This is a genomic window from Dactylosporangium sp. NPDC048998 (assembly GCF_043197855.1).
Classification (GTDB): Bacteria; Actinomycetota; Actinomycetes; order Mycobacteriales; family Micromonosporaceae; genus Dactylosporangium.
The window spans coordinates 1-22,910 of sequence record NZ_JBICTV010000035.1 but is presented as its reverse complement, the minus strand read 5'-3'; the positions used below and the strand labels follow the sequence as shown (position 1 = coordinate 22,910).

General features: G+C 72.6%; 24 protein-coding genes. 13 read left to right on the top strand and 11 right to left on the bottom strand.

The features are described 5' to 3' along the window. The first annotated feature begins 52 nt into the window (after positions 1–52). Positions 53–376, top strand: coding sequence for a PadR family transcriptional regulator (locus ACGFI8_RS40780; RefSeq protein WP_392812930.1), 324 nt, complete (start codon positions 53–55; stop codon positions 374–376). Continuing rightward, positions 373–1,146, top strand: a complete 774-nt coding sequence (locus ACGFI8_RS40775) for a hypothetical protein (protein ID WP_392812929.1) — start codon at positions 373–375, stop codon at positions 1,144–1,146. The genes ACGFI8_RS40780 and ACGFI8_RS40775 overlap by 4 nt, the downstream gene beginning before the upstream one ends. Before the next feature lie 27 nt (positions 1,147–1,173). On the opposite strand, the gene sucB is transcribed toward ACGFI8_RS40775, so the two are convergent. After that, positions 1,174–2,898: a 2-oxoglutarate dehydrogenase, E2 component, dihydrolipoamide succinyltransferase gene (sucB, locus tag ACGFI8_RS40770; RefSeq protein ID WP_392812928.1), complete on the bottom strand. Its 1,725-nt coding sequence runs from the start codon at positions 2,896–2,898 to the stop codon at positions 1,174–1,176. Between the two features lie 51 nt (positions 2,899–2,949). Continuing rightward, the gene (gene lpdA, locus ACGFI8_RS40765) at positions 2,950–4,335 is read right to left on the bottom strand and encodes a dihydrolipoyl dehydrogenase (protein ID WP_392812927.1); all 1,386 of its coding nucleotides are present in this window, start codon (positions 4,333–4,335) and stop codon (positions 2,950–2,952) included. Positions 4,336–4,548: 213 nt separating this feature from the next. Here lpdA and ACGFI8_RS40760 point away from each other — a divergent pair, with 213 nt between their 5' ends. Beyond that, the gene (locus ACGFI8_RS40760) at positions 4,549–4,857 is read left to right on the top strand and encodes a hypothetical protein (RefSeq protein WP_392813011.1); all 309 of its coding nucleotides are present in this window, start codon (positions 4,549–4,551) and stop codon (positions 4,855–4,857) included. Positions 4,858–4,878: 21 nt separating this feature from the next. On the opposite strand, the gene ACGFI8_RS40755 is transcribed toward ACGFI8_RS40760, so the two are convergent. After that, positions 4,879–6,456 (bottom strand): leucyl aminopeptidase, encoded by a 1,578-nt coding sequence (locus ACGFI8_RS40755; protein WP_392812926.1) that lies wholly within the window; start codon positions 6,454–6,456, stop codon positions 4,879–4,881. A gap of 114 nt (positions 6,457–6,570) precedes the next feature. Here ACGFI8_RS40755 and gcvT point away from each other — a divergent pair, with 114 nt between their 5' ends. After that, the gene (gene gcvT / locus ACGFI8_RS40750) at positions 6,571–7,662 is read left to right on the top strand and encodes a glycine cleavage system aminomethyltransferase GcvT (protein WP_392812925.1); all 1,092 of its coding nucleotides are present in this window, start codon (positions 6,571–6,573) and stop codon (positions 7,660–7,662) included. Positions 7,663–7,888: 226 nt separating this feature from the next. Here the strand turns inward: gcvT and cobS are convergent, their stop codons facing one another. Both cobS and ACGFI8_RS40740 read right to left on the bottom strand, forming a co-directional pair. Beyond that, positions 7,889–8,632, bottom strand: a complete 744-nt coding sequence (gene cobS / locus ACGFI8_RS40745; RefSeq protein ID WP_392812923.1) for an adenosylcobinamide-GDP ribazoletransferase — start codon at positions 8,630–8,632, stop codon at positions 7,889–7,891. Continuing rightward, positions 8,620–10,416 (bottom strand): bifunctional adenosylcobinamide kinase/adenosylcobinamide-phosphate guanylyltransferase, encoded by a 1,797-nt coding sequence (locus ACGFI8_RS40740; protein WP_392812922.1) that lies wholly within the window; start codon positions 10,414–10,416, stop codon positions 8,620–8,622. Before ACGFI8_RS40740 ends, cobS begins: the two co-directional genes overlap by 13 nt. Positions 10,417–10,511: 95 nt before the next feature. On the opposite strand from ACGFI8_RS40740, the gene ACGFI8_RS40735 reads away from it, so the two are divergent. Both ACGFI8_RS40735 and ACGFI8_RS40730 read left to right on the top strand, forming a co-directional pair. Beyond that, entirely contained in the window at positions 10,512–10,712 is a 201-nt protein-coding gene (locus ACGFI8_RS40735) for a hypothetical protein (RefSeq protein ID WP_392812920.1), read from the top strand. A 1-nt stretch (position 10,713) separates the two neighbouring features. After that, complete coding sequence (locus ACGFI8_RS40730; RefSeq protein WP_392812918.1) at positions 10,714–11,505, top strand: site-2 protease family protein; 792 nt, start codon at positions 10,714–10,716, stop codon at positions 11,503–11,505. A gap of 21 nt (positions 11,506–11,526) precedes the next feature. Here the strand turns inward: ACGFI8_RS40730 and ACGFI8_RS40725 are convergent, their stop codons facing one another. Together ACGFI8_RS40725 and ACGFI8_RS40720 are read right to left on the bottom strand one after the other, a co-directional pair. Further along, positions 11,527–12,525: an aldo/keto reductase family protein gene (locus ACGFI8_RS40725; protein ID WP_392812917.1), complete on the bottom strand. Its 999-nt coding sequence runs from the start codon at positions 12,523–12,525 to the stop codon at positions 11,527–11,529. 25 nt (positions 12,526–12,550) lie between these two features. Then, complete coding sequence (locus ACGFI8_RS40720) at positions 12,551–13,429, bottom strand: WG repeat-containing protein (protein ID WP_392813009.1); 879 nt, start codon at positions 13,427–13,429, stop codon at positions 12,551–12,553. A gap of 610 nt (positions 13,430–14,039) precedes the next feature. Here ACGFI8_RS40720 and ACGFI8_RS40715 point away from each other — a divergent pair. Beyond that, positions 14,040–14,273, top strand: a complete 234-nt coding sequence (locus ACGFI8_RS40715) for a pentapeptide repeat-containing protein (protein ID WP_392812915.1) — start codon at positions 14,040–14,042, stop codon at positions 14,271–14,273. Between the two features lie 15 nt (positions 14,274–14,288). After that, positions 14,289–14,396, top strand: coding sequence for a pentapeptide repeat-containing protein (locus ACGFI8_RS40710; RefSeq protein ID WP_392813007.1), 108 nt, complete (start codon positions 14,289–14,291; stop codon positions 14,394–14,396). Between the two features lie 742 nt (positions 14,397–15,138). Here ACGFI8_RS40710 and ACGFI8_RS40705 read toward each other — a convergent pair. The 3 genes from ACGFI8_RS40705 to nadA form a co-directional block, all read right to left on the bottom strand. Further along, positions 15,139–15,759, bottom strand: a complete 621-nt coding sequence (locus tag ACGFI8_RS40705) for a DUF3043 domain-containing protein (RefSeq protein WP_392812914.1) — start codon at positions 15,757–15,759, stop codon at positions 15,139–15,141. Positions 15,760–15,849: 90 nt separating this feature from the next. Further along, the gene (gene murA, locus ACGFI8_RS40700) at positions 15,850–17,193 is read right to left on the bottom strand and encodes a UDP-N-acetylglucosamine 1-carboxyvinyltransferase (protein WP_392812913.1); all 1,344 of its coding nucleotides are present in this window, start codon (positions 17,191–17,193) and stop codon (positions 15,850–15,852) included. Positions 17,194–17,409: 216 nt separating this feature from the next. Next, positions 17,410–18,573, bottom strand: a complete 1,164-nt coding sequence (nadA, locus tag ACGFI8_RS40695; RefSeq protein WP_392812911.1) for a quinolinate synthase NadA — start codon at positions 18,571–18,573, stop codon at positions 17,410–17,412. A gap of 56 nt (positions 18,574–18,629) precedes the next feature. On the opposite strand from nadA, the gene ACGFI8_RS40690 reads away from it, so the two are divergent. The 5 genes from ACGFI8_RS40690 (at position 18,630) to ACGFI8_RS40670 (ending at position 22,270) form a co-directional block, all read left to right on the top strand. Beyond that, on the top strand, positions 18,630–19,748 hold the full coding sequence (locus tag ACGFI8_RS40690; protein WP_392812909.1) for a glycerate kinase: 1,119 nt from the start codon (positions 18,630–18,632) through the stop codon (positions 19,746–19,748). A gap of 93 nt (positions 19,749–19,841) precedes the next feature. Continuing rightward, entirely contained in the window at positions 19,842–20,210 is a 369-nt protein-coding gene (locus tag ACGFI8_RS40685) for a HesB/IscA family protein (RefSeq protein WP_392812907.1), read from the top strand. A gap of 152 nt (positions 20,211–20,362) precedes the next feature. Then, positions 20,363–21,343 (top strand): carbohydrate kinase family protein, encoded by a 981-nt coding sequence (locus ACGFI8_RS40680; protein ID WP_392812905.1) that lies wholly within the window; start codon positions 20,363–20,365, stop codon positions 21,341–21,343. A gap of 58 nt (positions 21,344–21,401) precedes the next feature. Beyond that, positions 21,402–21,818, top strand: coding sequence for a thioredoxin family protein (locus ACGFI8_RS40675; RefSeq protein WP_392812903.1), 417 nt, complete (start codon positions 21,402–21,404; stop codon positions 21,816–21,818). After that, positions 21,815–22,270: a DUF4395 domain-containing protein gene (locus tag ACGFI8_RS40670; RefSeq protein ID WP_392812901.1), complete on the top strand. Its 456-nt coding sequence runs from the start codon at positions 21,815–21,817 to the stop codon at positions 22,268–22,270. Before ACGFI8_RS40675 ends, ACGFI8_RS40670 begins: the two co-directional genes overlap by 4 nt. Positions 22,271–22,298: 28 nt before the next feature. Here ACGFI8_RS40670 and ACGFI8_RS40665 read toward each other — a convergent pair. Then, positions 22,299–22,910 (bottom strand): IS982 family transposase (locus ACGFI8_RS40665; RefSeq protein ID WP_392812899.1); only part of this gene is annotated, 612 nt, incomplete at its 5' end.

Here is a 22,910-nt window from a genome sequence, read left to right as displayed (position 1 = left end):
ACCGTCCGGACAACTATCGACGCCAGGAACTCTATGTAGATAGAGTTAACCCGTGCTGCGCAACCGCCGCCCGTCCCCGCAAACCGCCGCCGTGCTGCGCGCGCTCGCCGCCGCGCCCGAGGCCTGGCGGCACGGCTACGACCTCGGCCGGGAGGTGGGGCTGAAGGCAGGCTCGCTGTATCCGATCCTGATCCGCCTCGCCGACGGCGGCCTGCTGGAGGCCGAGTGGGAGCCGGACCCGCCGCGAGGTCGCCCGCCCCGCCACCTCTACCGCCTCACCCCCGCCGGCCTGGCGCTGGCCCAATCCTTGCCCGAGCCCGCGCCCGCGCCGCGCCGGGCTCCGGACCCCGCGAAGCGGCCGAGGGAGGCCTGGTGACCCCCGAACGCCTGCTGGAGATCCTGCTGCGGCCCGTACCTGGGCACCGCGCCGCATGGAAGGACGCCATACGCGCCGAGCTGGCCGGCCTCGACGACCCGCGGGAGCGCTGGGCGTTCGCCCTGAGCTGCTGGCGGCTGCCGCTGCGGGCACTCGCGGCCCCGCGCGCCGCGGGCCTGCTCGTGCTGACCGGGCTCGCCGCCGCGAAGGTTTTCGACGCGTGGGTCAAGCGCGACGGGTCGGGCACGGGGCGGGTGGCGCTCATGGTGACGGCGGGGCTCCTGGTCTGGTACCTCGCGCTGCTGCTCGCCGGCACCGCCCGGCGCTCGCCCCTGGCGCGCCGCACGCTCGCGGCCGGCGGCGTGGCCGCGCTCGCCGCGACCGGCATCTGGCTGGCGCTCACCCTGCTGTCGCCGGTCGGCACCGGTTGGCATCTGCCGCTGGCGACCGCCGCGATCGCCGCGCTCGCGGCGGCCTTGTGCGCCGGGCCGCCCGCCCGGCAGCGCGCCGCAGCGGCGCTGTGGGCGGCCGGCGGGGTCGCGCTGCTGCTGCCACCGGTCGCTTTCGTGACGCTGGACCTGAGCGGGCTGTGGGGCCGGGCCGGGGTGCCTGATTACGGGCTCGGCGCCAGCTGGATCGAGGCCCGCGACGCCTACGAGGGCCTGCTGCTGGTCGCCGTCGTGGCGGCCGCCGCGCTGACCTTGCTCACGGGGCTCACGGGACGCTCTCGCAAGACCCTGTCACAAGACAGCCGAAAGGGCGCCCCGTGATCGGGACGCCCTTGACGTAGCGGCTGGTCAGAGGCCGAGGTCGGCCTCGAAGTGGCCGGCCTCCAGGCGCTCCTTCACGGTGGTGAGGAAGCGCGCGGCGTCGGCGCCGTCGACGATGCGGTGGTCGTAGGACAGGGCCAGGTAGACCATCGAGCGCGGCGCGATGATCTCGCCGAGCTCCGGGTCGTTGACCACGACGGCCCGCTTGACGACCGCGCCGGTGCCCAGGATCGCCACCTGCGGCTGGTTGATGATCGGCGTGTCGAACAGCGCGCCGCGGCTGCCGGTGTTGGTCAGCGTGAACGTGCCGCCGGCGATGTCGTCCGGGCTCAGCTTGTTGTTGCGGGTCCGGTCGGCCACGTCCGCGATGCGCTTGGCCAGGCCGGCGAGGTTGAGGTCGCCCGCGTTGCGGATGACCGGGACGATGAGCCCCTTGTCGCTGTCCACGGCCATGCCCAGGTGCTCGGCGTCGTGGTAGGTGACGGTGCCCGCCTCCAGGTCGATCGAGGAGTTCACCGCCGGGTGCACCCGCAGCGCCTCGACCGCCGCGAGGGCGAAGAACGGCAGGAACGACAGCTTCACGCCGTGCGTGGCGAGGAACTGCGCCTTGGCCTTGTCCCGCAGCTTCGCCACCTTCGTGACGTCCACCTCGACGACCGTGGTCAGCTGCGCCGAGATCTGCAGCGACTCGACCATGCGCCGCGCGATGAGCGCCCGCATGCGGGTCAGCTTCTGCGTCTGGCCGCGCAGCGGGCTCGGCGCCGCCTTGGGGGCCGGGGCGCCCGTGGTCGCGGCCGGGGCGGCTGCCGCGGGCGCCGGGGCGGCGGCCTGCTGCTCGGCGGCGGCCTTCGCCTTCGCCGCCGCGTCGAGCACGTCCTGCTTGCGGATCCGGCCGCCGACGCCCGTGCCGGACAGGCCGGACAGGCTCACGCCGTGCTCGGCGGCGAGCTTGCGCACCAGCGGCGTGACGTATCCGGCGTCCTCGGCCTCGACCTTGCCGTTGCCGGCGTGCACCGGCGCGGCGGCAACGGGCTGCGGCTCCGGCTGGGGCGCGGGCCTCGGGGCTGGGGCCGGGGCTGGGGCGGCCTTCGGCTGCGGCGCGGGCTCGGCCTTCGGCTGCGGGGCCGGGGCGGCCTTCGCGGGCACGGCGCCGGCGACGCCGATGATGGCCAGCTCCGCGCCGACCTCCACCGTCTCGTCCTCGGCGACCTTGATCTCCAGCAGCGTGCCGGCGGCCGGCGACGGGATCTCCGTGTCGACCTTGTCGGTGGAGACCTCCAGCAGCGGCTCGTCGGCCTCGACGGCGTCGCCGACCTGCTTCAACCAGCGGGTGACGGTGCCCTCGGTGACGCTCTCGCCGAGCGCCGGCATCTTCACCGCGGTGCCCTCGGCGCCGCCGGCGGCGGGCGCCGCCGCGGCCACGGGCTCCGGCGCGGGCTCCTCGGCGGGCTCGACCGCCTCGGGCTCGGCGGCCGCGGGCGCGCTCTCGGCGGCGGGCGCGGCCCCGCCCGCCGAGCCGTCGCCGATGACGGCCAGCTCGGCGCCGACCTCAGCGGTCTCGTCCTCCTGCACGACGATGCGCGTCAGCACGCCGGCCGCCGGGGACGGGATCTCCGTGTCGACCTTGTCGGTGGAGACCTCGAGCAGCGGCTCGTCGGCCTCCACGTGATCGCCCTCCTGCTTCAACCAGCGGGTGACGGTGCCCTCGGTGACGCTCTCGCCCAGCCGGGGCATGGTGACCGATACCGGCATTTGAAACGACTCCTCGTACTTTGCGGTGGTGGCGGTCGGGTGCCAGTTGATTCAGTGGACGTGCAGCGGCTTGCCGGCCAGCGCCAGGTGCGCCTCGCCGAGAGCCTCGTTCTGCGTCGGGTGCATGTGCACGAGCGGAGCGACGTCGCCGGGGAACGCCTCCCAGTTGTAGATCAGCTGGGCCTCGCCGATGAGCTCGCTCACCCGGGCGCCCACCATGTGGACCCCGACGACCGGCCCGTCCTTGACCCGGATCAGCTTCACGAAGCCAGCGGTCTTGAGGATCTGGCTCTTGCCGTTGCCGGTGAGGTCGTACTGCAGCGTCTCAATCTTGTCATCGCCGTGCACCTCGCGGGCCTTGGATTCGTTGAGCCCGACCGAGGCGACCTCCGGCTCGGAGTAGGTCACGCGCGGGATGCCGGCCTCGTCGAAGACCTGCGGCTGCAGGCCGGCGATCTCCTCGGCGACGAAGATGCCCTGCTGGAAGCCGCGGTGCGCCAGCTGTACGCCGGGCACGATGTCGCCGACCGCGTAGACGCCGGGCACGGAGGTGCGCAGCCGCTCGTCGGTGAGGACGAACCCGCGCTCCATCTTCACGCCCTGCTCCTCGTAGCCGAGGCCGGCGGTGGTCGGCCCCCGGCCGACGGCCACGAGCAGCAGCTCGGCCTCGATCGTCTCGCCGCCCTGGATCGTCACCTTCACGCCGGTGTCGGTGCGCTCGACGCCCTCGAAGGGCTTGCCCACCTTGAACTTGACGCCCCGCTTGCGGAACGCCCGCTCCAGCGCCTTCGAGCTGGCCTCGTCCTCGACCGCGAGCAGCCGCGGCAGGGCCTCGACGATCGTCACGTCGACGCCGAAGGACTTCCAGGCGCTGGCGAACTCGCAGCCGATCACGCCGCCGCCGAGGATGACCGCGGACGCGGGCACGTGGTCCAGCTCCAGCGCGTGCTCGCTGGCGATGACCCGCTCGCCGTCCACGACCAGGCCGGGCAGCGTCTTGGAGTAGGAGCCGGTGGCCAGCACGACGTTCTTCGCCGTGTACCGCGTGCCGGCGACCTCGACGGCGCCCGGCGCGACCAGGCGCCCCTCGCCCTCGATCAGCCGCACCTTGCGCGCCTTGGCCAGGCCCTGCAGGCCCTTGTAGAGCTTGGTGATCACGCCGTCCTTGTAGGCGTTGACGGCCTTCATGTCGACGCCGTTGAACGACGCCTGGATGCCGAACTGGTCGGCCTCGCGGGCCGCGTCGGCCACCTCGCCCGCGTGCAGCAGCGCCTTGGTCGGGATGCAGCCGCGGTGCAGGCACGTGCCGCCGATCTTGTCCTTCTCCACGAGCGCGACGGACAGGCCGAGCTGCGCGGCGCGGAACGCGGCCGCGTAGCCGCCGCTGCCGCCGCCCAGGATCAGGACGTCGAAGGAGTTGGCGTGTGGGTCGCTCACGAATTCTCCCAGGTGATGCACGGGCCTGTCGGCTCGTGACGGTGCGAATGCGGGGTTCGCCCTTCGCATGACGATCCTTGGCCATCTTGTCACTTGTGCTGCTCGCCTGCGACGGTAGGTGCCCTGTAGTGGGTCCTTCCGCACGCGTGGGCGTCGTACCCTGTGCTCGGACTCGATGGGTTCGTGGTCTGGCTCGACGGGAGGGAGCGGATCGTGGCGTGGTTCCGCCGAAGCAGGCCGGCAGCTGGTGGACGCACCGCGAGCCGTGAGGACCTGGCGTATCTGGAGGAGTTCGTGCGCTCCCGGCGCGGCGTGGAGGGGTTCATCGAGCCCCGCACGACCGTGACGGAGACGACACTGCTGCTCATCGCGCACGACGGGGAGTGGACCCGGCGGCGGATGGAGAGCCCTCAGGCGGCGCGCCAGTTCGCGCACCGCCTGAGCATGCCCGTCTACGACATCGCGCTGGTCGGCTATCCGCAGCGCTGGCGCGACTACAACGCGCGGAACAAGAAGAGCTGAGCTACTCCGCGCTATTCCGCCCTATTCCGAGGCGATCTCCTCGATCAGTTCCACGAGCGTGCGGACCGGCACGCCCGTGCCGCCCTTGGACCAGTAGCCGAACGGCTCGCCGGTGTGGTAGCTGGGGCCCGCGATGTCGATGTGGGCCCACTGCACGCCCTCGGTGACGAACTCCGACAGGAACACGCCGCCCTGCAGCATGTGGCCGGCCCGGTCCATGCTCGAGTTCACCTGTGAGATGTCCGCCACGTCGGAATCCATGCCCTTGCGCACGTCCTCGGGCAGCGGCATCGGCCACGCGGGCTCGCCGGCCCGCTCGCCGGCGTCGCGGACCCGGTCGCACAGCTCCGGCGTGCCCATGACGCCGGCGATGCGCTTGCCGAGGGCGATGACCTGCCCGCCGGTGAGCGTGGACACCTCGAACAGGTAGTCCGGCTCGTCCTCGCAGGCCCGGGCGATGGCGTCGCCGAGGATCATCCGGCCCTCGGCGTCGGTGTTGAGCACCTCGACCTGCGCGCCGTTGTACATCCGCACCACGTCGCCCGGCCGGTACGCGCTGCCGGACACCATGTTCTCGGCCATCGGCGCGTAGGCGACCACGGCGACCTTCGGCTTGAGCTGCGCGACCGCGAGCATGGTGGCGACCACGGCGGCGGCGCCGGACATGTCGGACTTCATCTCCCACATGCCCGCGGTCGGCTTGATCGACACGCCTCCGGTGTCGAACGTGATGCCCTTGCCCACGAGCGCGATCCGCCGGGTGGCACCCGCCGGCTCGTACGCGATGCGCACCAGGCGCGGGGCGGCCGCCGAGCCCAGGCCGACGGCCAGGATGCCGCCGTATCCCTGCTTGGCCAGGGCCTTCTCGTCGAGTACCGACACTTCCAGCGACGCCTCGGCCGCGGCGGCCGCGGCCTGCTCGGCGAACTGCGGCGGCCGCAGCTCGTTGGGGGCGGCGTTGATCCAGTCGCGGGTCCGGGCGACCACGCCGCCCAGCACGCCGGAGCGCTTCAAGGCCGCCTTCGCGGCCTTCGCGCCCGCGTCGGGCACGTGCACCAGCACCTTGCGCACCGGGTCGCGGCGCGTGGCGGAGGGCTTCGTCTTGTACCCCAGGAAGCGGTAGGAGCCCAGCAGCGCCCCCTCGGCGATCGCGCGCACCCCGACGGTCAGCTCCCCATCGCCCGGCTTGCCCGGGTCGGCCGGCGAGCCGGACAGCGGCAGCACGATCGCGACCGACGCCGACCCGGCCAGCGAGCGGGCCGCCGCCCCGGCCGCGCGGCGCAGCGACTCCGCCGCGGGCACCCGGCCCGCGTCGCCGTCCACCGGCGCGCCGAGGCCGACGGCGACCACGAGCGGGGCCGCGACCGCTCCGAACGCAGCGAGCTTGGTCACCTCGCCGAGCGCGCCGGTCGCCCCGAGCACCCGCAGGGTCTCGGCGAGCCCGCCGCCCGGCCGGTCGCTGAACGCCGCCGCGACGCTCTCGGCGCCCGGGGCGAGCGGCAGCTTGGCATCGCCGCCCTCGTTCGCGTAGACGCCGATGACGACGGCGTCGACGGCGAGCTCGGCTGGGTCGGTGTCGACCAGGGTCAGGGAGGTCACTGGTGCTCCACATCACTGATGCTTCGGGTGCAGATCCACTGCGGCTTTTCCGCAGCTTCAGCATGCCGCCCAATCGGGTGCAGGACACGATAACCAACGCGATAGGTTGCGGACATGACGCAACCCTTGCGGCACCCCGCGTTGTATCACCGTCATGCGGCGCTCGGTGCCAAGTTCGCGGCGTTCGGCGGCTGGGAGATGCCCCTCGAATACGCCGGTGGTGGCGTGCTCAAGGAGCACGCGGCCGTCCGCGAGGACGTGGGCGTGTTCGACGTGTCGCACCTCGGCAAGGCCCGGGTGCGCGGTCGCGGCGCGGCCGCATTCGTCAACGCCTGCCTCAGCAACGACCTCGACCGCATCACCGCCGGTCAGGCCCAGTACACCCTGTGCCTGGCCGAGAACGGGGGCGTGGTGGACGATCTCATCGCGTACCGGTTCGGCGACGACGACGTCTTCCTCATCCCCAACGCCGCCAACACCGCCGAGGTCGTCCGGCGGCTCAGCGCCGAGGCGCCCAACGGCATCAGCGTGGTCGACCAGCACGAGCTGTTCGCCGTCCTGGCGGTGCAGGGCCCCCGATCCGCGGAACTGCTGTCCGCCCTCGGCCTGCCCACCGATCACGACTACATGAGCTTCACCGTGTCGGCCTACAACGGCACCGACGTCGTGGTGTGCCGCACGGGGTACACCGGCGAGCACGGGTACGAGCTCGTCGTGCCGTCCCACGACGCGCACACCCTGTGGGACGCCATCGTGGCGGCGGGCGCCCGCCCGTGCGGCCTGGCGGCCCGGGACACCCTGCGCACCGAGATGGGCTACCCGCTGCACGGCCAGGACCTCTCGCTCGACATCACGCCGGTCCAGGCGCGCGCGGGCTGGGCCGTGGGCTGGAACAAGCCGGCCTTCTGGGGCCGCGAGGCGCTGCTGGCGGAGAAGGCCGCGGGCCCGCGCCGGGTCCTGTGGGGCATCGAGGCGCTGGATCGGGGCATTCCGCGCGCCCACATGACGGTGCTGTCGGGCGACGCCACGATCGGCGAGGTGACCAGCGGCACGTTCTCGCCGACCCGCAAGGTGGGCATCGGCCTGGCCCTGATCGACACGGCGTCGGGCATCGGCGAGGGCGACGAGGTGGCCCTGGACGTGCGCGGCCGCCGCTCGGCGGTCCGCGTGGTGAAGCCGCCGTTCGTGAAGTCGTCGGTCCGCTGAGCCACCCCCGGCCCGCCGGATCTCCTCGTCCGCCGGTTCCGGGTCCGCTGGGCCGGCGTCCGCCACGCCGACTCAGCGGCAACGCAGGGCGCGCGACGCCCCGATCGGACCCCAGCGACTTGGTGGCATAACCGAAATGTCGGATATGTCCGTCACGAAGTGGTGGACATATCCGCGCCAGTTCCGCCTCGGTTCCCCGCGCCGAAGCTCCGCGTCGGCGAGCCGCTCAGCGCGTCGCCAGGACCACCAGGGCCGCCGCCGTCGACAGTTCGATCGCGGCACCGATCACGTCGCCCGTCATGCCGCCGAGGCGGCGCCGCGCGTGTGCCGTCAGCGCCCACGACACCGCCACCGCCGCCGCGACCGCCAAGGGGCCGCGCCACGCGTCCGTCAGGGCCGCCGCGGCCCCCGTGACCGCCACGACCGCGGCCAGCAGGGGGACGGGCACCGTCTGCGCGACCAGGGCGCCCAGGCCCTCGGGGCGGGCCGCCGGCAGGCCCCTGCGGCAGGCCACCGTCGCGCCCAGGCGCCCCGCGGCGAAGGCCGCGGCCACCGTCGCCAGCGCGGTCGAGGCCGGCGCCGACAGCAGGCTGGTCGCGGCGGCGGCGTCGACCAGCAGCACCGCGGCGATCGTGGCCACGCCGAACGGCCCGATATCCGACTTTTTCATGATTTCCAGGGCCTTGTCCGCTGTGGCGTACGAGCCCAGGCCGTCGGCCGTGTCGGCCAGGCCGTCCACGTGCAGGCCGCGGGTCAGCAGCAGGGCCAGCGCGACCAGAATCGCGCCGGCCAGCGGCGGAGCACCGCCGGCGGCCACCAGGGCCCGGGCCGCGGCCGCCACCGCCAGGCCCAGCAGGGCGCCGGCCAGCGGCGCGAGGAGCATCGCCAGGCGTACCGTCGGCCGGTCCACCCGGTCCGCACGGACGGGCGCGACGGTGAACAGGCTCAGCGCGAGCCTCAGTCCTCCCACGACGGTTTCACGTACGGCATCTCGGCGGTCGGCGAGTCCGCCACGACGCGCTGGATCTCCGACTCGATGCGCTCCTGCTCGCTCAGCCCGTCCTCGGCCGCGGCCGAGGACGCCTCGCGCGGCGGGGTCGCGGCGGCGATGGTGAGCGCCGTGTTGACCAGCGGCAGCGCGGTGAGGGCCGTGGCGCCCTCCCCGAGGGCGAGGCGCAGCTGCAGCAACGGCGCGGCGCCGAGCACGTCGGCGGCGAGCTTGACCGTCGGGTTGTCGCCGTGGTCGGGCATGAGCAGCCAGTGCCGGGTCTGGGCGCCGTAGTCCCGCGCCACGAGCGCGGCCGCGATCGCGACCGGGCCGTCGACCATGATCGGCAGGCGGCGGGACGCGGCGCCGAGCACCACGCCGGTCGCCACGGCGATGTCGCCGCCGCCGAGCATCGAGAGCATGACGTGGGGCTCGCGGCTGCGGTTGCGGATGCGGTGCCGCGCGTCGCGGATCGCGCCGACTTTGCGGATCCAGGCTGCGTCGTCGACGAAGCCGGAGGCGTCCACGACCCGGCCGAGCAGGGCGGCCGGCTCGCCGCCGGTGAGCACCGACACGACCGCGGCCGCGGCGGCGTCGGAGCCGGCCCCGCAGGAGGCGAGGACCAGCATGTCGACGCCCTCGTTGGCGGCCGCGTCGGCGAGCCGCCAGCCCAGGGTCAGCGCGGCGTCCACGGCGGAGTCGTCGAGCGCGTCGTGCAGCTCGGCGGGGCCGGCGTCGGGGCAGTCGATGGCCTGGACGCTCGCCCCGGCGGTCGCGGCGAGCATGGCGATGGTGGCCGTGCCCTCGACGACCTCGTCGAGGCGGCGGTCGGCGGCCTCCGCCGAGTCGCCCGCGGCGAACCCGCCGGAGCGATCGCCGCGCAGGACCAGCACGCGCGGCTGCTGGAACGGGCGGGGGTCGGGGCGGCCCTGCACCCCGCCGGCGAAGCGTACGACCGGGGTCAGGCCGCCCAGGCCGGCGCCGTTGAGCCGCAGGGTCAGCAGCCGCTCGCCGGCCTCGTGGGCCGTCGACTCGTCCGGCAGCGGCAGCTCCATGCCCGGCGAGAAGGACAGCGTGTCGCCGCCGTCCGCGGTGGACAGCACCGAGCCGGCGCCGGCCGCCTCGAAGACGAAGGGCTCGACGGGGGCGGGGGCGGCGGCGCGGACGGCGGCCGCGCCTGAGGCCGCTGTGGAGGCCGTGTCGCGCACGCCCGCGTGGCCGACCAACTCGCCGCCGCGCAGCCAGGTCACCTCGCCGGCGACGACCAGGGCCACGCCGTCGCAGGCGGCCGCGACCCGCTGGTTGAGCAGCCCGGAGGCGTCGGCGAACGTGCGGCCCGCCTCGGTCGCCGGAAGCACGCCCAGGCCCACCTCGGGCCCTACGAGCACCAGGAGGCCGGCCGCGCACGAGCGCACCGCGTCGGCGAGCGCCCCGATCTGCCCGTCGGCCGCCGCGGGGTCGGACCAGTCGCCGGCGGTGTCGTACACCGCGCTGAGCCAGCCGCCGAGGTCGTCGACGAGGATCGTCTCCTCGGGCTTGGCGCCGGTCAGCAGCTCCGCGAGGCGGTCGGGCGAGTCGCCCAGTTCCTCGGTCAGCCAGCTGTCCGGCCGGCGCGCGCGATGCGCGGCGACCCGCGCCGCCCAGCCGTCGTCCGAGGTGCCCGACCGCGCGGTCGCGACGTATCGCACCGCGCCGGCTCCGGCGACGAGCGCCTCCGCCACTTCCGACTTTCCGGACCGGATTCCTCCGAGCACCAGCAACCGCATGCCCCGTACTTTAGAGGGACACCCGTGGCCGGAGTCGGCTCAGGGCCACGGGGCCGATACGCTCGAAGTCTTCTACCTGGGACAGGAGTGTGACCATGGCGTGGACATGGCAGTTCGAAGACGCTGAGAGCAGGCTCGTCGATGGCCCGAACGAGGCGTTTTCCAGCCAGTCCGACGCGGAGTCGTGGCTCGGCCAGACCTGGCGGGAGCTGGTGGCCAAGGGCGCGGCGACGGCGATCCTCACCGAGGACGACCGCACGGAGTACAAGATGAGCCTTCTGCCGGCCGGGGGCTGAGGTGTCCTACGGCCGGTACGGCAGCCGGGTCGGCCGGCTGCCCAAGGAGGCGTTCCGCCCCAGCGCGCTGTTCCTCGGGCTGGTCGCGCTGCTCGTCGTCAGCGGCTGGATGGCGTGGGCGGGGCTCGGCATCGACAAGATCAACGTGTTTCTGTTCGTGGCCGCGGGCTGGACCGTCTCGCTGTGCCTGCACGAGTACTCGCACGCGCTGGTCGCCTTCAAGGGCGGCGACGACGACGTCGCGCACCGCGGCTACCTGACGCTCAACCCGGTCAAGTACACCCACCCGCTGCTTTCGATCGTGCTCCCGCTGGTCTTCGTCCTCATCGGCGGCATCGGCCTGCCGGGCGGCGCGGTCTGGGTCAACCACGGCGCGATCCGCAGCCGGCTGGTCGACAGCCTGATCAGCTTCGCCGGCCCGGCGACCAACCTGGTGCTGGCGATCGTCCTGGTGCTGCCGTTCTCGGCCGGCCTGGACAGCACCGGCCACCCCGCGTTCTGGGCCGGCCTGGCGTTCCTGGCCTTCCTGCAGCTCACCGCCAGCGTGCTCAACTTCGTGCCGATGCCGGGCGTCGACGGCGGCAACCTGCTTTACCCCTGGCTCTCCCCGCAATGGCAGCGCGGCTTCGGCCACATGGCGCCCTACGGCATGCTGATCCTCATCGCGCTGCTGTGGTCGCCGAAGATCAACGCCTGGTTCTTCAGCGTCGTGTTCTGGATCGGCGACCTGATAGGACTGCCGTCCTACCAGGTCGCCGTCGGCTACGACCTGTTCAAGTTCTGGTCGTTCTAGTCCGTCCGGTCGGGGCGGCTCCTACGGGCGGTCGGCGGGGCTCCGCGTGAGCGCGGGGTCCCGCTGGATGACCGGCTCGAGCGCCTCGTCGATGCGCTTCATCAGCTCCGCGTCGAGCTTCACCCCGGACGCCTTGACGTTGTCCTCGAGCTGCTCGGGTCGGGTCGCGCCGACGATCGCCGACGAGACGTTCGGGTTCTGCAGCACCCAGGCCACGCCGAGCTGCGCCATCGTGAGGCCGGCCTGCTCGGCCAGCGGCCGCAGCTGCTGTACCGCCTCCAGCACGTCGTCGTGCAGCAGCCGGGCGATGAAGCCGGCCCCCGACTTCTCGTCCGTCGCGCGGGAGCCCGCCGGCGGCGGCTGGCCCGGCCTGTACTTGCCGGTGAGCACGCCCTGGGCCAGCGGCGACCACACGATCTGGCCGATGCCGAGCTCCTCGCAGGCCGGGACGACCTCGGCCTCGATGACCCGGTAGAGGGCCGAGTACTGCGGCTGGTTGGACACCAGCTGGATCTTGAGCTCCTTCGCCAGCGCCGCCGCGGCCCGGATCTCTTCGGCCCGCCACTCCGACACGCCGATGTAGTGCGCCTTGCCGGCCCGCACCACGTCGGCGAACGCCTCCATGGTCTCCTCGAGCGGCGTGTTGTAATCGTACCGATGCGCCTGGTACAGGTCGACGTAGTCGGTCTGCAGGCGGCGCAGCGAGCCGTCGATCGACTTCATGATGTGCTTGCGCGACAGCCCGCTGTCGTTGCGGCCCGGGCCGGTGCGCCAGAAGACCTTCGTGAAGATCTCCAGCCCGTCGCGGTTCTGGCCCTTCAGGGCGTCGCCGAGCACCACCTCGGCCCGGGTGCCGGCGTAAACATCGGCGGTGTCGAACGTGGTGATACCGAGGTCGAGGGCAGCGTGCACACAAGCGGTGGCCTGCTCCGTCTCGACCTGCGAGCCATGGGTGATCCAGTTGCCGTACGAGATCTCGCTGACGAGCATGCCGGAACGGCCGAGGTGACGAAACTCCATGCTCTGACCCTATGCTCGGCGCTGGTCACATCACCGGGCGGGTGTCGGCGAGCAGCCGGTCGATCTCGTCGGTGACGCCGGTGCGGCTGGGGAACGTCGCCTGGATGATCGTCCGCCCGCGCCGGTCGAGCGCGCCCCACCGCTGCGCGTCGTCGACGATCAGGAATGCCACCGGGTGGATCATGATCGTGTGATGCACCGGCGGCACCAGCACCCGCCCGGAGCGGTCCACGACGCCCTTGCGCCCGTCCAGCGACACGACGGCGAGGCCCTCGTCGCTGAACCCGTCGATGTAGCGCCCGTCCAGCAGCGCGGTGGCGAAGCCGTCGTACTGGAACTGCACCACGACCCGGCCGACCCCGTCGACCGCGCCCCAGTGCCGCCCGCGGCGCACCGCGGCGACGCCCCGGCGGAACGGCCGGACGTCGTCGTAGCCGGTCGAGATCAGCACGGTGTTGTTCTTGTCGATCGCGATCCAGCGGGTGGTGCCGTCGCGCGACACCCAGGCGACGCCGTCGGAGAAGCTGCCCACGCCGACGTATCCGGTGGCCGGCTCGATGAGCACCCGCCCGGTGTCGTCGATGAGCTCCCAGTTCTGCGCGCCCTGCCGGTGCACCCAGGCGACGCCGTCGCGGAACGGCTGGACGTCGAGGTACCCGGGCCCGATGACGAAGTTGCCGTCGGACTCGATGTAGCCCCAGCGCTGGGTCTGCTCGTCGAACGCGGGGGAGGGCGCCTTCCGGATCTGCAGGATCTCCTCGCGGGTGCGGGGGTAGGGCCCCCATCCCTTCTCGGCGACCCGCCGGAACACCGCGTCGAGCGCCAGCTCGGTCTGCGCGATGAGCTCCGGGTCCTCCTCCTTGCGCAGGTCCAGCGCCCGCTCGAAGTGGTTGCACGCCTCCATGTAACGGCCCTGGTCGTACGCGCACTTGCCCGCGTGCTGATGCATCGTGGCCCGCAGCCGGTCCGGCAGCTCGGAGGAGTTGGCCAGCGTGAACAGCCGGTCGGCCTCCTCGAACTCCTCCCGCCACTGCAGCACGTGCGCGAGCCGGGCCTGGGCGATCGCGATGCGCCGCAGCTCTCCGGTCGCCTCGGCGTGGGCCAGGGCGAGCTTGCCGTCGGCGAACGCCTTCGGCAGGTCGCCGAGGATGCGCGACACGACCGCCCGCAGGCTCAGCAGCCGGGCCCGGGTCGGGTTGTCCGCGACACCGTTGAGCTTGGCGGTCAGCTGGTCGCGGATATCGGTGAGCTCGGTGACCTCGTCGCCCTCGATCTGCTCGCGCAGCGTGTCGGGGTCGAAGCGCCACACGTACGACGCCAGCACCTGCTCGGGGTCGGGCCCGGCCGCCTGGGCGGGCTCGGCCCGGGGCCCCGGCGGCGAGGTGGGGGCGATGGCGGCGAGCTCCGGCGGGAACCCCTCGGCCCCCGGCCGCACGATCGGCAGGTAGCCGGTCGCCTGCAGCCCGTCGACGCCGGCCCCGGTCAGCGGCGCCGACCGGTAGGACCCCATCGCGGTGCCCGACGCCACGGCGGGCGGCTGCGGCGGCGGGGGCGGGGGCGCCTCGGCGACCTCGACGAACTCGACGCGGATCCCGGAGGGTGGCGACCCGGCGGGCGCGGCACTCACGGGCGCCGCGCTGACCGGCGCGGAGCTCACGGGCGCGGAGCTGACGGGTACCGAGCTCACGGGTGCGACGCCGTCGGGCACGGAACTGACGGGAGCGCCGCTCACCGGGGCGTTCCCATGATCACCCAGGGGACCGCTGCTGACGGGAGCGCTGCTGACGGGCACGCTGCTCACCGGAGCGCTGCTCACCGGCGCCGAGCTGACGGGAGCCGAGCTGACGGGGGCGTTGCGGGGCGCGCCGTAGACGCCGCTGCCGCTGCTGCCGCCGCTGACGCTGGCCCGGCCGGACGAGCGGGCCGGGGCGCCGCCCTGGGCGCCGGCCTGCGGGTTGCGGGGATGACCGGGCGAGCCGCGGCGCACCCGCGGGACCTCGTCGGTCGGCTCGTCGAGCGCGCGGCTGCGCGGGCGCCCGTAGGCGTTGCCCTGCGGCGGCCGCCCGTGTCCGCCCTGCTCGGGCTCGCGGGGGTCGCCGTAGCCGCGAGGGTCGCGTGGATCGCCCTGGTCGCGCGGATCTCCGTAGCCCCGCTGGTCGCCATGGCCCCGCTGGTCGCTGTAGCCCCGTTGGTCGCTGTAGCCCCGTTGGTCACCGTATCCGCGCTGATCACCGCGGCCCCGGTGGTCACCCTGGCCCCGATGATCGCCGCGGCCACGGTCGCCGTGGTCGCGCTGGTCCGGATGGGGATATCCGTGCCGGTCGGCGTCGTCGCGTCGCTGTTCCGGTACCCGTCCCCACGACACGGTAGGCACGGCCGCCCAGGAGGGCGCGGCGGTTCCCGGCTCTTCTCCCGGGTACTCGTCGCTCACAGCTTCGCTCTCCTCGCCACACTCGGGCACGCTGATGCACCGGCGCCCGCCACGCGCCTACCCGGTGAAATCGTGGTCCGGTCGCGAAGGGAGATTACGGCTTGGAGCCCCCTCACCGCCACCGCTGCCGCCGAAACGTGTCCGGAAGGTCCGGCGGGCCCGTCGCGCGGCCCAGTGGCAGATCAGATCGCCTGACCGACCTTGACCTGCGGCTTCGGGTTTCGGATGAAGCGGAACGAGATCGAGCGCATGACGGCGTAGAGGTACAGCGAGCCCATCCGGTCCTTGGCGTCCGGGAACCGCTGCCTGACCAGCTTCTTCACGGTCCGCGAGATCATGAACCCGTCGACGAGCGTCGCCAGGAGCATGACGAAGAACAGCGCGTTGGCGGCCATGTAGATGCTCGGGTTGAGGGTGCGGTTGAACCCGACGATCATGACCAGGAACGTGGTGCCGAAGAACCAGGTGCCGATCGTCCGGCGCGAGTCGACAATGTCGCGGACCAGCTTGCGGACCGGGCCCTTGTCGCGGGCCAGCAGGAAGCGCTCGTCGCCGTTGGCCATGCCCTCGCGGGCCTCGATGCGCTCCTGGCGCTGTTTGTCGCGCAGGCGCTTGGCGGCCTCCCGGCGGTTGGCCGCAGGCGGCTCGGGGACCCGGCGCCCCGCCACGACCTGCTTCGGGGTCTTCTGGCCGAGCTCGCGCTTGCTCGGGGTGTGGCCCTTCGACGCCTGGTCCGGCTCGGGCTCGGAGACGGCGACCGCGGCGGCGGGCTCTTCTGATTTACGGCGAAACAGCGACGGCACGCCACGAAGGTTAGCCGACGCTGCGCGAGATCAGCAGCGTCGGCCACCTCTCAGCCGAATTCTCTGAACTTCTCCCAGCCCCCGCCCGGGCTAACCCAGCTCGACGTGGGCGCCCAGGGCGTTGAGCTTGGCCTCGAAGTCCTCGTAGCCGCGCTGGATGAGCTTCACGCCATACACCCGGGACGTGCCCTCGGCCGCGAGCGCCGCGATCAGGTGGCTGAACCCGGCCCGCAGGTCGGGGATGACCAGGTCTGCCGCGTGCAGCTTCGACGGGCCGGCGATCACCGCGGAGTGCATGAAGTTGCGCCGGCCGAAGCGGCACGGGGTGCCACCCAGGCACTCGCGGTAGGTCTGGATGGTCGCGCCCATCTGGTTGAGCGCCGCGGTGTAGCCCAGCCGCCGCTCGTACACCGTCTCGTGCACGATCGACAGCCCGCGGGCCTGGGTGAGCGCGACGACCATCGGCTGCTGCCAGTCGGTCATGAAGCCCGGGTGGACGTCGGTCTCCATGGCCACGGCCTTGAGCTCGCCGCCCGGGTGCCAGAAGCGGATGCCGCCCTCGCCCGGCGCGTCGTCGATCTCGAAGGCGCCGCCGACCGATGTGAACAGGTTGAGGAAGGTCATCATGTCGACCTGCTGGGCGCCGCGGACGAACACGTCGCCGCGGGTGGCCAGCGCGGCCGCGGCCCAGCTCGCCGCCTCGATGCGGTCCGGGATCGGCCGGTGGCTGTAGCCGGTCAGGCGGGGAACGCCCTGGATCTCGATGACGCGGTCGGTGTGGACCTTGATGATCGCGCCCATCTTCTGCAGCACGCAGATGAGGTCGATGATCTCCGGCTCGACGGCGGCGTTGCGCAGCTCGGTGACGCCCTCGGCGCGCACCGCGGTGAGCAGGATCTGCTCGGTCGCGCCCACCGACGGGTACGGCAGCTGCAGCTTGGCGCCCCTGAGCCCGTCGGGGGCGGTGATGTCCATGCCCTTCTCGGACTTGTGGACCACCGCGCCGAACTCGCGCAGCGCCTGGATGTGGAAGTCGATCGGCCGGCCGCCGATGTTGCAGCCGCCCAGGTCCGGGATGAACGCGTGACCGAGCCGGTGCAGCAGCGGGCCGCAGAACAGGATCGGGATGCGGCTCGAGCCGGCGTGGACGTTGATCTCGTCGACGTTGGCCGACTCGACGTTGGACGGGTCGAAGACGAGCTCGCCGTCGAGCTCGCCCCGCGTGACCTTCACGCCGTGCAGCTCGAGCAGGCCGGTGACCACCTCGACGTCGCGGATCGCGGGGACGTCGTACAGCCGGCTCGGAGTCTCACCGAGCACCGCGGCGACCATCGCCTTGGAGACGAGGTTCTTGGCACCGCGCACACGGAGCTCGCCGTTGAGCGGCGTGCCGCCGTGCACGGTGAGGACGTCACCGGCGTCGTAGTTGGTCACGGAACCCCTCCTGCAGGCAGGAACGAAGAAGGCAAGACGCTGACACAGCGTGACCGAAGCGCGAAAGTCGCGCCGCGTCGCTCGCGCAGCATATCCACATCTACTGCATGCAAAAGTCGCCCGCACGTCAGCCTTGGCACGAAGACAGGACTCTGACACGGTTCACCACAGAGGGTGACCGCGCCCTATGCGCTACGGGACCGTTTTCGATCTTGTCTACGGCAGGGCGAGCATCCGGTCGAGGGCGACGCGCGCATAGTGCGCCGTCTCCGGGTCGACCGTGATCTGGTTCGGCACCCGCCCGGCGACGAGCTCCTCGAGCGCCCACACGAGGTGCGGCAGGTCGATGCGGTTCATCGTCGAGCAGTAACAGACGTTGCGCTCCAGGAACATGATCTGCTTGTCCGGGTGGGCGAGAGCCAGGCGCCGGACCAGGTTGAGCTCCGTGCCGACCGCCCAGGCGGATCCGGCCGGGGCGTTGTCGATCATGCGGATGATGTACTCCGTGGAGCCCACGTGGTCGGCGGAGGTGACCACCTCGTGCCGGCACTCCGGGTGGACCAGCACGTTGACCCCCGGCACCCGGGCGCGGACGTCCTCGACGGCGTCGATCGTGAAGCGCCCGTGCACGGAGCAGTGGCCGCGCCAAAGGATCATCTTCGCGCCGCGCAGCTGCTCGTCGGTGAGGCCGCCGCCGGGCTTGTGCGGGTCGTAGAGGACGCAGTCGGACAGCTCCATGCCCAGCTTCAGCACCGCGGTGTTGCGCCCGAGGTGCTGGTCGGGCAGGAAGAAGACCTTGGTGCCCTGCTCGAAGGACCAGCGCAGCGCGGTCTCGGCGTTGGACGAGGTGCACACGACGCCGTCGTTGCGCCCGACGAAGCCCTTGATGTCGGCGGAGGAGTTCATGTACGTCACCGGCACCACTTCGCCGGCGATACCCAGCTCGACGAAGCGGTCCCACGCCTTCTCGACCTGCGAGAGCACCGCCATGTCGGCCATCGAGCAGCCGGCGGCGAGGTCGGGCAGCACGACCCGCTGCGCGTCGGAGGTGAGGATGTCGGCGCTCTCGGCCATGAAGTGCACGCCGCAGAAGACGATGTACTCGGCGCCGGGCCGGGCGGCGGCCTCGCGGGCGAGCTTGAAGGAGTCGCCGGTCACGTCGGCAAACTGGATCACCTCGTCGCGCTGGTAGTGGTGGCCCAGCACGAAGACGCGGTCGCCGAGGGCGGCCTTGGCGGCGCGGGCGCGCTCGACCAGGCCGGGGTCGCTCGGGGCGGGCAGGTCGCCCGGGCACTCGACGCCCTTTTCGGTGTCGGGGTCGGTGCCGCGGCCGAGCAGCAGCAGCGCGGTGGCGGTTGACGATGGTTCAGCCCAGGTCACCGTTCGATCGTCCCACGCTGCGTCACCCCCGGAAACGTGACGTGCACAATGACCGGATGCGCGTGCTCGTGTGCCCGGACAAGTTCGCCGGCACGATTCCGGCGGTCGCCGCGGCCGAGGCGTTCGCCGAGGGCTGGCGCGCCGAGCGGCCCGGCGACGAACTGGTCCTGCGGCCCCTGTCCGACGGCGGCACCGGCTTCGGCGAGGTGCTGGCCGCGGCCCGGCCCGACGCCAAGCGCTTCGCGGTGCCGACCACCGACCCGCTGGGCCGGCCGGTCGAGGGGCACGTGCTGCTCGACGGCGAGACCGCCTACGTCGAGAGCGCCGAGGCCTGCGGCCTGCACCTGCTCGCCGCGGACGAACGTGATCCGAAGCACACCACGACCTTCGGCCTCGGCCCGCTGGTCCTCGCCGCGCTCGAGGCCGGGGCCCGGCAGGTGGTCGTCGGCCTCGGCGGCAGCGCCACGAACGACGGCGGTGCCGGGCTGCTCGCCTCGCTCGGCGCCGCGCCGCTGGACGACGCGGGCTACGCCCTGCCATACGGGGGAGCGGCCCTGTCCGCCTGTGCCTCCATCGGCGGCGTACCGCGACTGCGCGGTGCCACCCTGGTCGCGGCCACCGACGTGGACAGCCCGCTGCTCGGCCTGCACGGCGCCAGCGCCGTCTTCGGCCCGCAGAAGGGCGCGACCAGGGAAGACGTCTTTCTGCTCGACGCCGCGCTGACCCGCTTCGCACAGGTCCTGGAAACGCTCCCGGGGGCGCCGGCCGGCCTGGCCGCCCTGCCCGGCGCGGGCGCGGCCGGCGGGCTCGGCGCCGCCGTCCTGGCCCTCGGCGGGCGGATCGAGTCGGGCATCGGCCTCGTACTGCGGCTCACCCGGTTCGACGAGGAGCTCGACCGGGCCGGCCTGGTCGTCACCGGCGAGGGTTCCTTCGACGAGCAGTCGCTGCGCGGGAAGGTCGTGGCGGGTGTGGCGAACGCCGCACGCGACCTCGGCGTGCCCTGCGTGGTGGTCGCCGGGCGGGTCGACGCCGGCCGCCGGGAGGCCGCCGCGATCGGCGTCACCGAGGCCCACTCGCTGGTCGAGCACTTCGGCAGCGTCGCCACGGCGCTGGCCAGACCCGCCGACGGCCTGCGTGAACTCGGACAACGCCTCGCCCGGCAGTGGAGTCGCTAGCGGAAACCGTGTCACTATGAGAGGGAATGCCACCGGACGCCGCGGTGTTGGCACCCGGAGGAACCGTAGACATCACCGCAGGGAGCTTTGATCGTGACCGCTTCGCAGCTTGCCGAGCCCGTTCAGACGGACAACCCGGCCGGCATCGGCCTCACCGCGGATGCCGCTCTCAAGGTGAAGGGACTGCTCGAGCAGGAGGGCCGGGACGACCTGCGGCTGCGTGTCGCGGTGCAGCCCGGTGGCTGCTCGGGCCTTCGTTACCAGCTCTTCTTCGACGAGCGCTCACTCGACGGGGACAAGGTCAGCACCTATGACGGCTTCGAGGTCGTCGTCGACCGCATGAGCGTGCCCTATCTGACCGGCGCGACGATCGACTTCGCCGACCGCATCGACGCCCAGGGCTTCACCATCGACAACCCGAACGCCCAGGGCTCCTGCGCCTGCGGCGACTCGTTCCACTGATCGCCTGATCGCTCACCCGGACCCCTTCGCGCCGCCGGAGCGCGCGCGAAGGGGTCCGGTGCGTTTTCGCAACCGGCCGCCCCGCGTGTCGGGGGGTAGTCTGTCGGGGCTCTTTCCCCGTTCCCGCCCGCCCGACCCATCGAGGTTCTCCCATGAAGATCGCCGTCACCGGCTCGATCGCGACCGACCATCTGATGCACTTCCCGGGCCGCTTCGCGGAGCAGCTCCTGGCCGACCAGTTGCACAAGGTGTCGCTGTCGTTCCTCGTCGACGACCTCACGGTCCGGCGCGGTGGGATCGCCGCCAACATCGCCTTCGGCATGGGCCTGCTCGGCCTGCGCCCGACCCTGGTCGGGGCCGTCGGCGCCGACTTCGAGGACTACCGCAGCTGGCTGATCCGCCACGGCGTCGACTGCGACTCGATCTACGTCAGTGAGATCGCGCACACCGCCCGTTTCGTGTGCACCACCGACGACGACATGAACCAGATCGCGTCGTTCTACGCGGGCGCCATGGCCGAGGCGCGCAACATCGAGCTCTCGCCGGTCCGGCACCGCCTCGACGGCCTCGACCTGGTGCTGATCGGCGCGAACGACCCGGTCGCCATGGTCCGCCACACCGAGGAGTGCCGCGAGCTGGGCATCCCGTTCGCCGCGGACAGCTCCCAGCAGCTGGCCCGCATGTCCGGCGACGAGATCCGCAAGCTCGTCGACGACGCGGCCTACCTGCTCACCAACGACTACGAGAAGGAGCTGCTCGAGTCGAAGACCGGCCTGACCACCGAGCTGCTGCTGGACAAGGTCGGCATCCTGGTCACCACGCTGGGCAAGGACGGCGCGGTCATCCGCAGCCGCACCCTCGACGCGGAGATCCACGTGCCGGCGATCCGCGGCGTGCAGACGGTCGACCCGACCGGCGTCGGCGACGGCTTCCGCTCCGGCTTCTTCGCCGCGCTGTCGTGGGGCCTGAGCCTGGAGCGCGCCGCCCAGGTCGGCTCGACGGTCGCGGCGCTGGTCCTGGAGACCGTCGGCCCGCAGGAGTACACCATCCAGCGCGACGAGTTCGCCAAGCGCGTCGCGGACAGCTACGGCGACAGCGCCGCCGACGAGATCCGCGCCCACCTGCCCGAGTGATCCGCGCCGCTTCACTATCCCTATCGAGTAAATAGGGTTCGAGAGTATCGTTACCGCCGTGACGTACGTGGTCCTGGCGGTGCTCGCCGCGGCGACCGTGGCCGGCCTGGCCTACCGGGCCCGCTACGGTCGCCTTCGCGCATCCGGGGTCGATCTGCCGCCCGGCCTCCTGCCACCCGCCGGCGACGGCCGGGGCGCCGGCGGCTCGGTCGTCCTGCTGCACTTCTCCTCGGCCACCTGCGCGCCCTGCCGGCAGGTCCGCGCCGTCTGCGCCGACGTCGCCGGCGACCTCGACGGGGTCCGGCACGTCGAGGTCGACGCCGACGAGCACCTGGACGCCGTCCGGCGGCTCGACATCTGGCGCCTGCCCACCCTGCTCGTCGTCGACCGCCGCGGCCGGGTGGCCCGCCGGACCGTCGGCGTGCCCGACCGCGCCGCCCTGCGGCGGACCGTCACGGAGGTCCTCGCCTCATGAGCAACGAGATCGGCGCCCCCGCCGCCCGGGCGGGCCTCGACCCGCGCGGCCCCCGCTTCGCGGCGGTGCTGACCACGGTCGTCTTCGTCGTCGTGCTGCTCACCGGCAGCGGCTGGCTCGCCCTGGCCCAGGCTGTGATCTTCGCCATCGGCGCCTTCGACCCGCGCCGCACCCCGTACGGGCTGCTCTACCGCTACCTCGTCGCCCCGCGCCTGGCCCCGCCGCGGGAGCGCGAGGACCCGGCCCCGGTCCGTTTCGCGCAGTCGGTCGGCCTGGTCTTCACGCTGGTCGCGGTCGCCGGCTACCTGTCCGGCGCAACCGTCCTGGGCGTCGTCTTCGCCGCGTTCGCGCTGGTCGCCGCTTTCCTCAACGGGTTCTTCGGCCTGTGCCTGGGCTGCGAGGCGTACCTGCTGATCCGCCGCCTGCGCGGCGCCGGAGCCCCCGCCGCGTAGTGCCCTAGATGATTGATGCCTTGAAGATTCAGTGGTCGTAGGCGATGAGGGACCGCTTGACTGGGGCGCCGATGGTCCAGTTGTGCCAGATCACGGCGGTCAGGGCGAGGAGTCGTTGCGCGACGCGGACGAAGACACCGGCGAGGGTGCGGCCTCCGTGGGCTTCCAGGTCGAGTTGGCCCTTGAGGGTGTCGAAGACGGCCTCGACCCACTGACGGACGCGGGCGAGCTTGCCGAACCGGACCGGTTCGCCTTGGCGGTCGGGGCGCACGAAGTGCGCCCCGAGTTGTTCGGTGATGAACCGCTCGAAGTCGGCCCCGGCGAAGCCTTTGTCGCCGAGCAGGACCTGGCCGGTGCGGATGAGGTGGTGCTCGGCTTGCAGCAGGGCGGTCATGACCTCGCGTTCGCCGAGTTTGGGGTTGGCCAGGCCCCAGACGACCGGCATGCCTTCGGGGGTGCAGACCAGGTAGAGCCTGAAGCCCCAGAAGTAGCGGGAGTGGCTGGCGCAGTAGCCGTAGCCGGCGTCGCCGGCCAGATCGGAACGTTTGACGGTCTCCCGTGAGGCCCCGCACGGCAGCGGGGTGGAGTCGATCAGACGAAGCTGGTCGAACCAGGACGGGGTACGGGTGGCCAGGTGCCG

What these genes read in the sequence shown, in the direction of transcription:
- sucB (WP_392812928.1), bottom strand. Translation starts at nt 2,898, where the DNA reads ATGCCGGTATCGGTCACCATGCCCCGGCTGGGCGAGAGCGTCACCGAG.
- gcvT (WP_392812925.1), top strand. Translation starts at nt 6,571, where the DNA reads ATGACGCAACCCTTGCGGCACCCCGCGTTGTATCACCGTCATGCGGCG.
- ACGFI8_RS40740 (WP_392812922.1), bottom strand. Translation starts at nt 10,416, where the DNA reads ATGCGGTTGCTGGTGCTCGGAGGAATCCGGTCCGGAAAGTCGGAAGTG.
- ACGFI8_RS40735 (WP_392812920.1), top strand. Translation starts at nt 10,512, where the DNA reads ATGGCGTGGACATGGCAGTTCGAAGACGCTGAGAGCAGGCTCGTCGAT.
- ACGFI8_RS40725 (WP_392812917.1), bottom strand. Translation starts at nt 12,525, where the DNA reads ATGGAGTTTCGTCACCTCGGCCGTTCCGGCATGCTCGTCAGCGAGATC.
- ACGFI8_RS40720 (WP_392813009.1), bottom strand. Translation starts at nt 13,429, where the DNA reads ATGGAGGCGTGCAACCACTTCGAGCGGGCGCTGGACCTGCGCAAGGAG.
- ACGFI8_RS40690 (WP_392812909.1), top strand. Translation starts at nt 18,630, where the DNA reads ATGCGCGTGCTCGTGTGCCCGGACAAGTTCGCCGGCACGATTCCGGCG.
- ACGFI8_RS40680 (WP_392812905.1), top strand. Translation starts at nt 20,363, where the DNA reads ATGAAGATCGCCGTCACCGGCTCGATCGCGACCGACCATCTGATGCAC.
- ACGFI8_RS40670 (WP_392812901.1), top strand. Translation starts at nt 21,815, where the DNA reads ATGAGCAACGAGATCGGCGCCCCCGCCGCCCGGGCGGGCCTCGACCCG.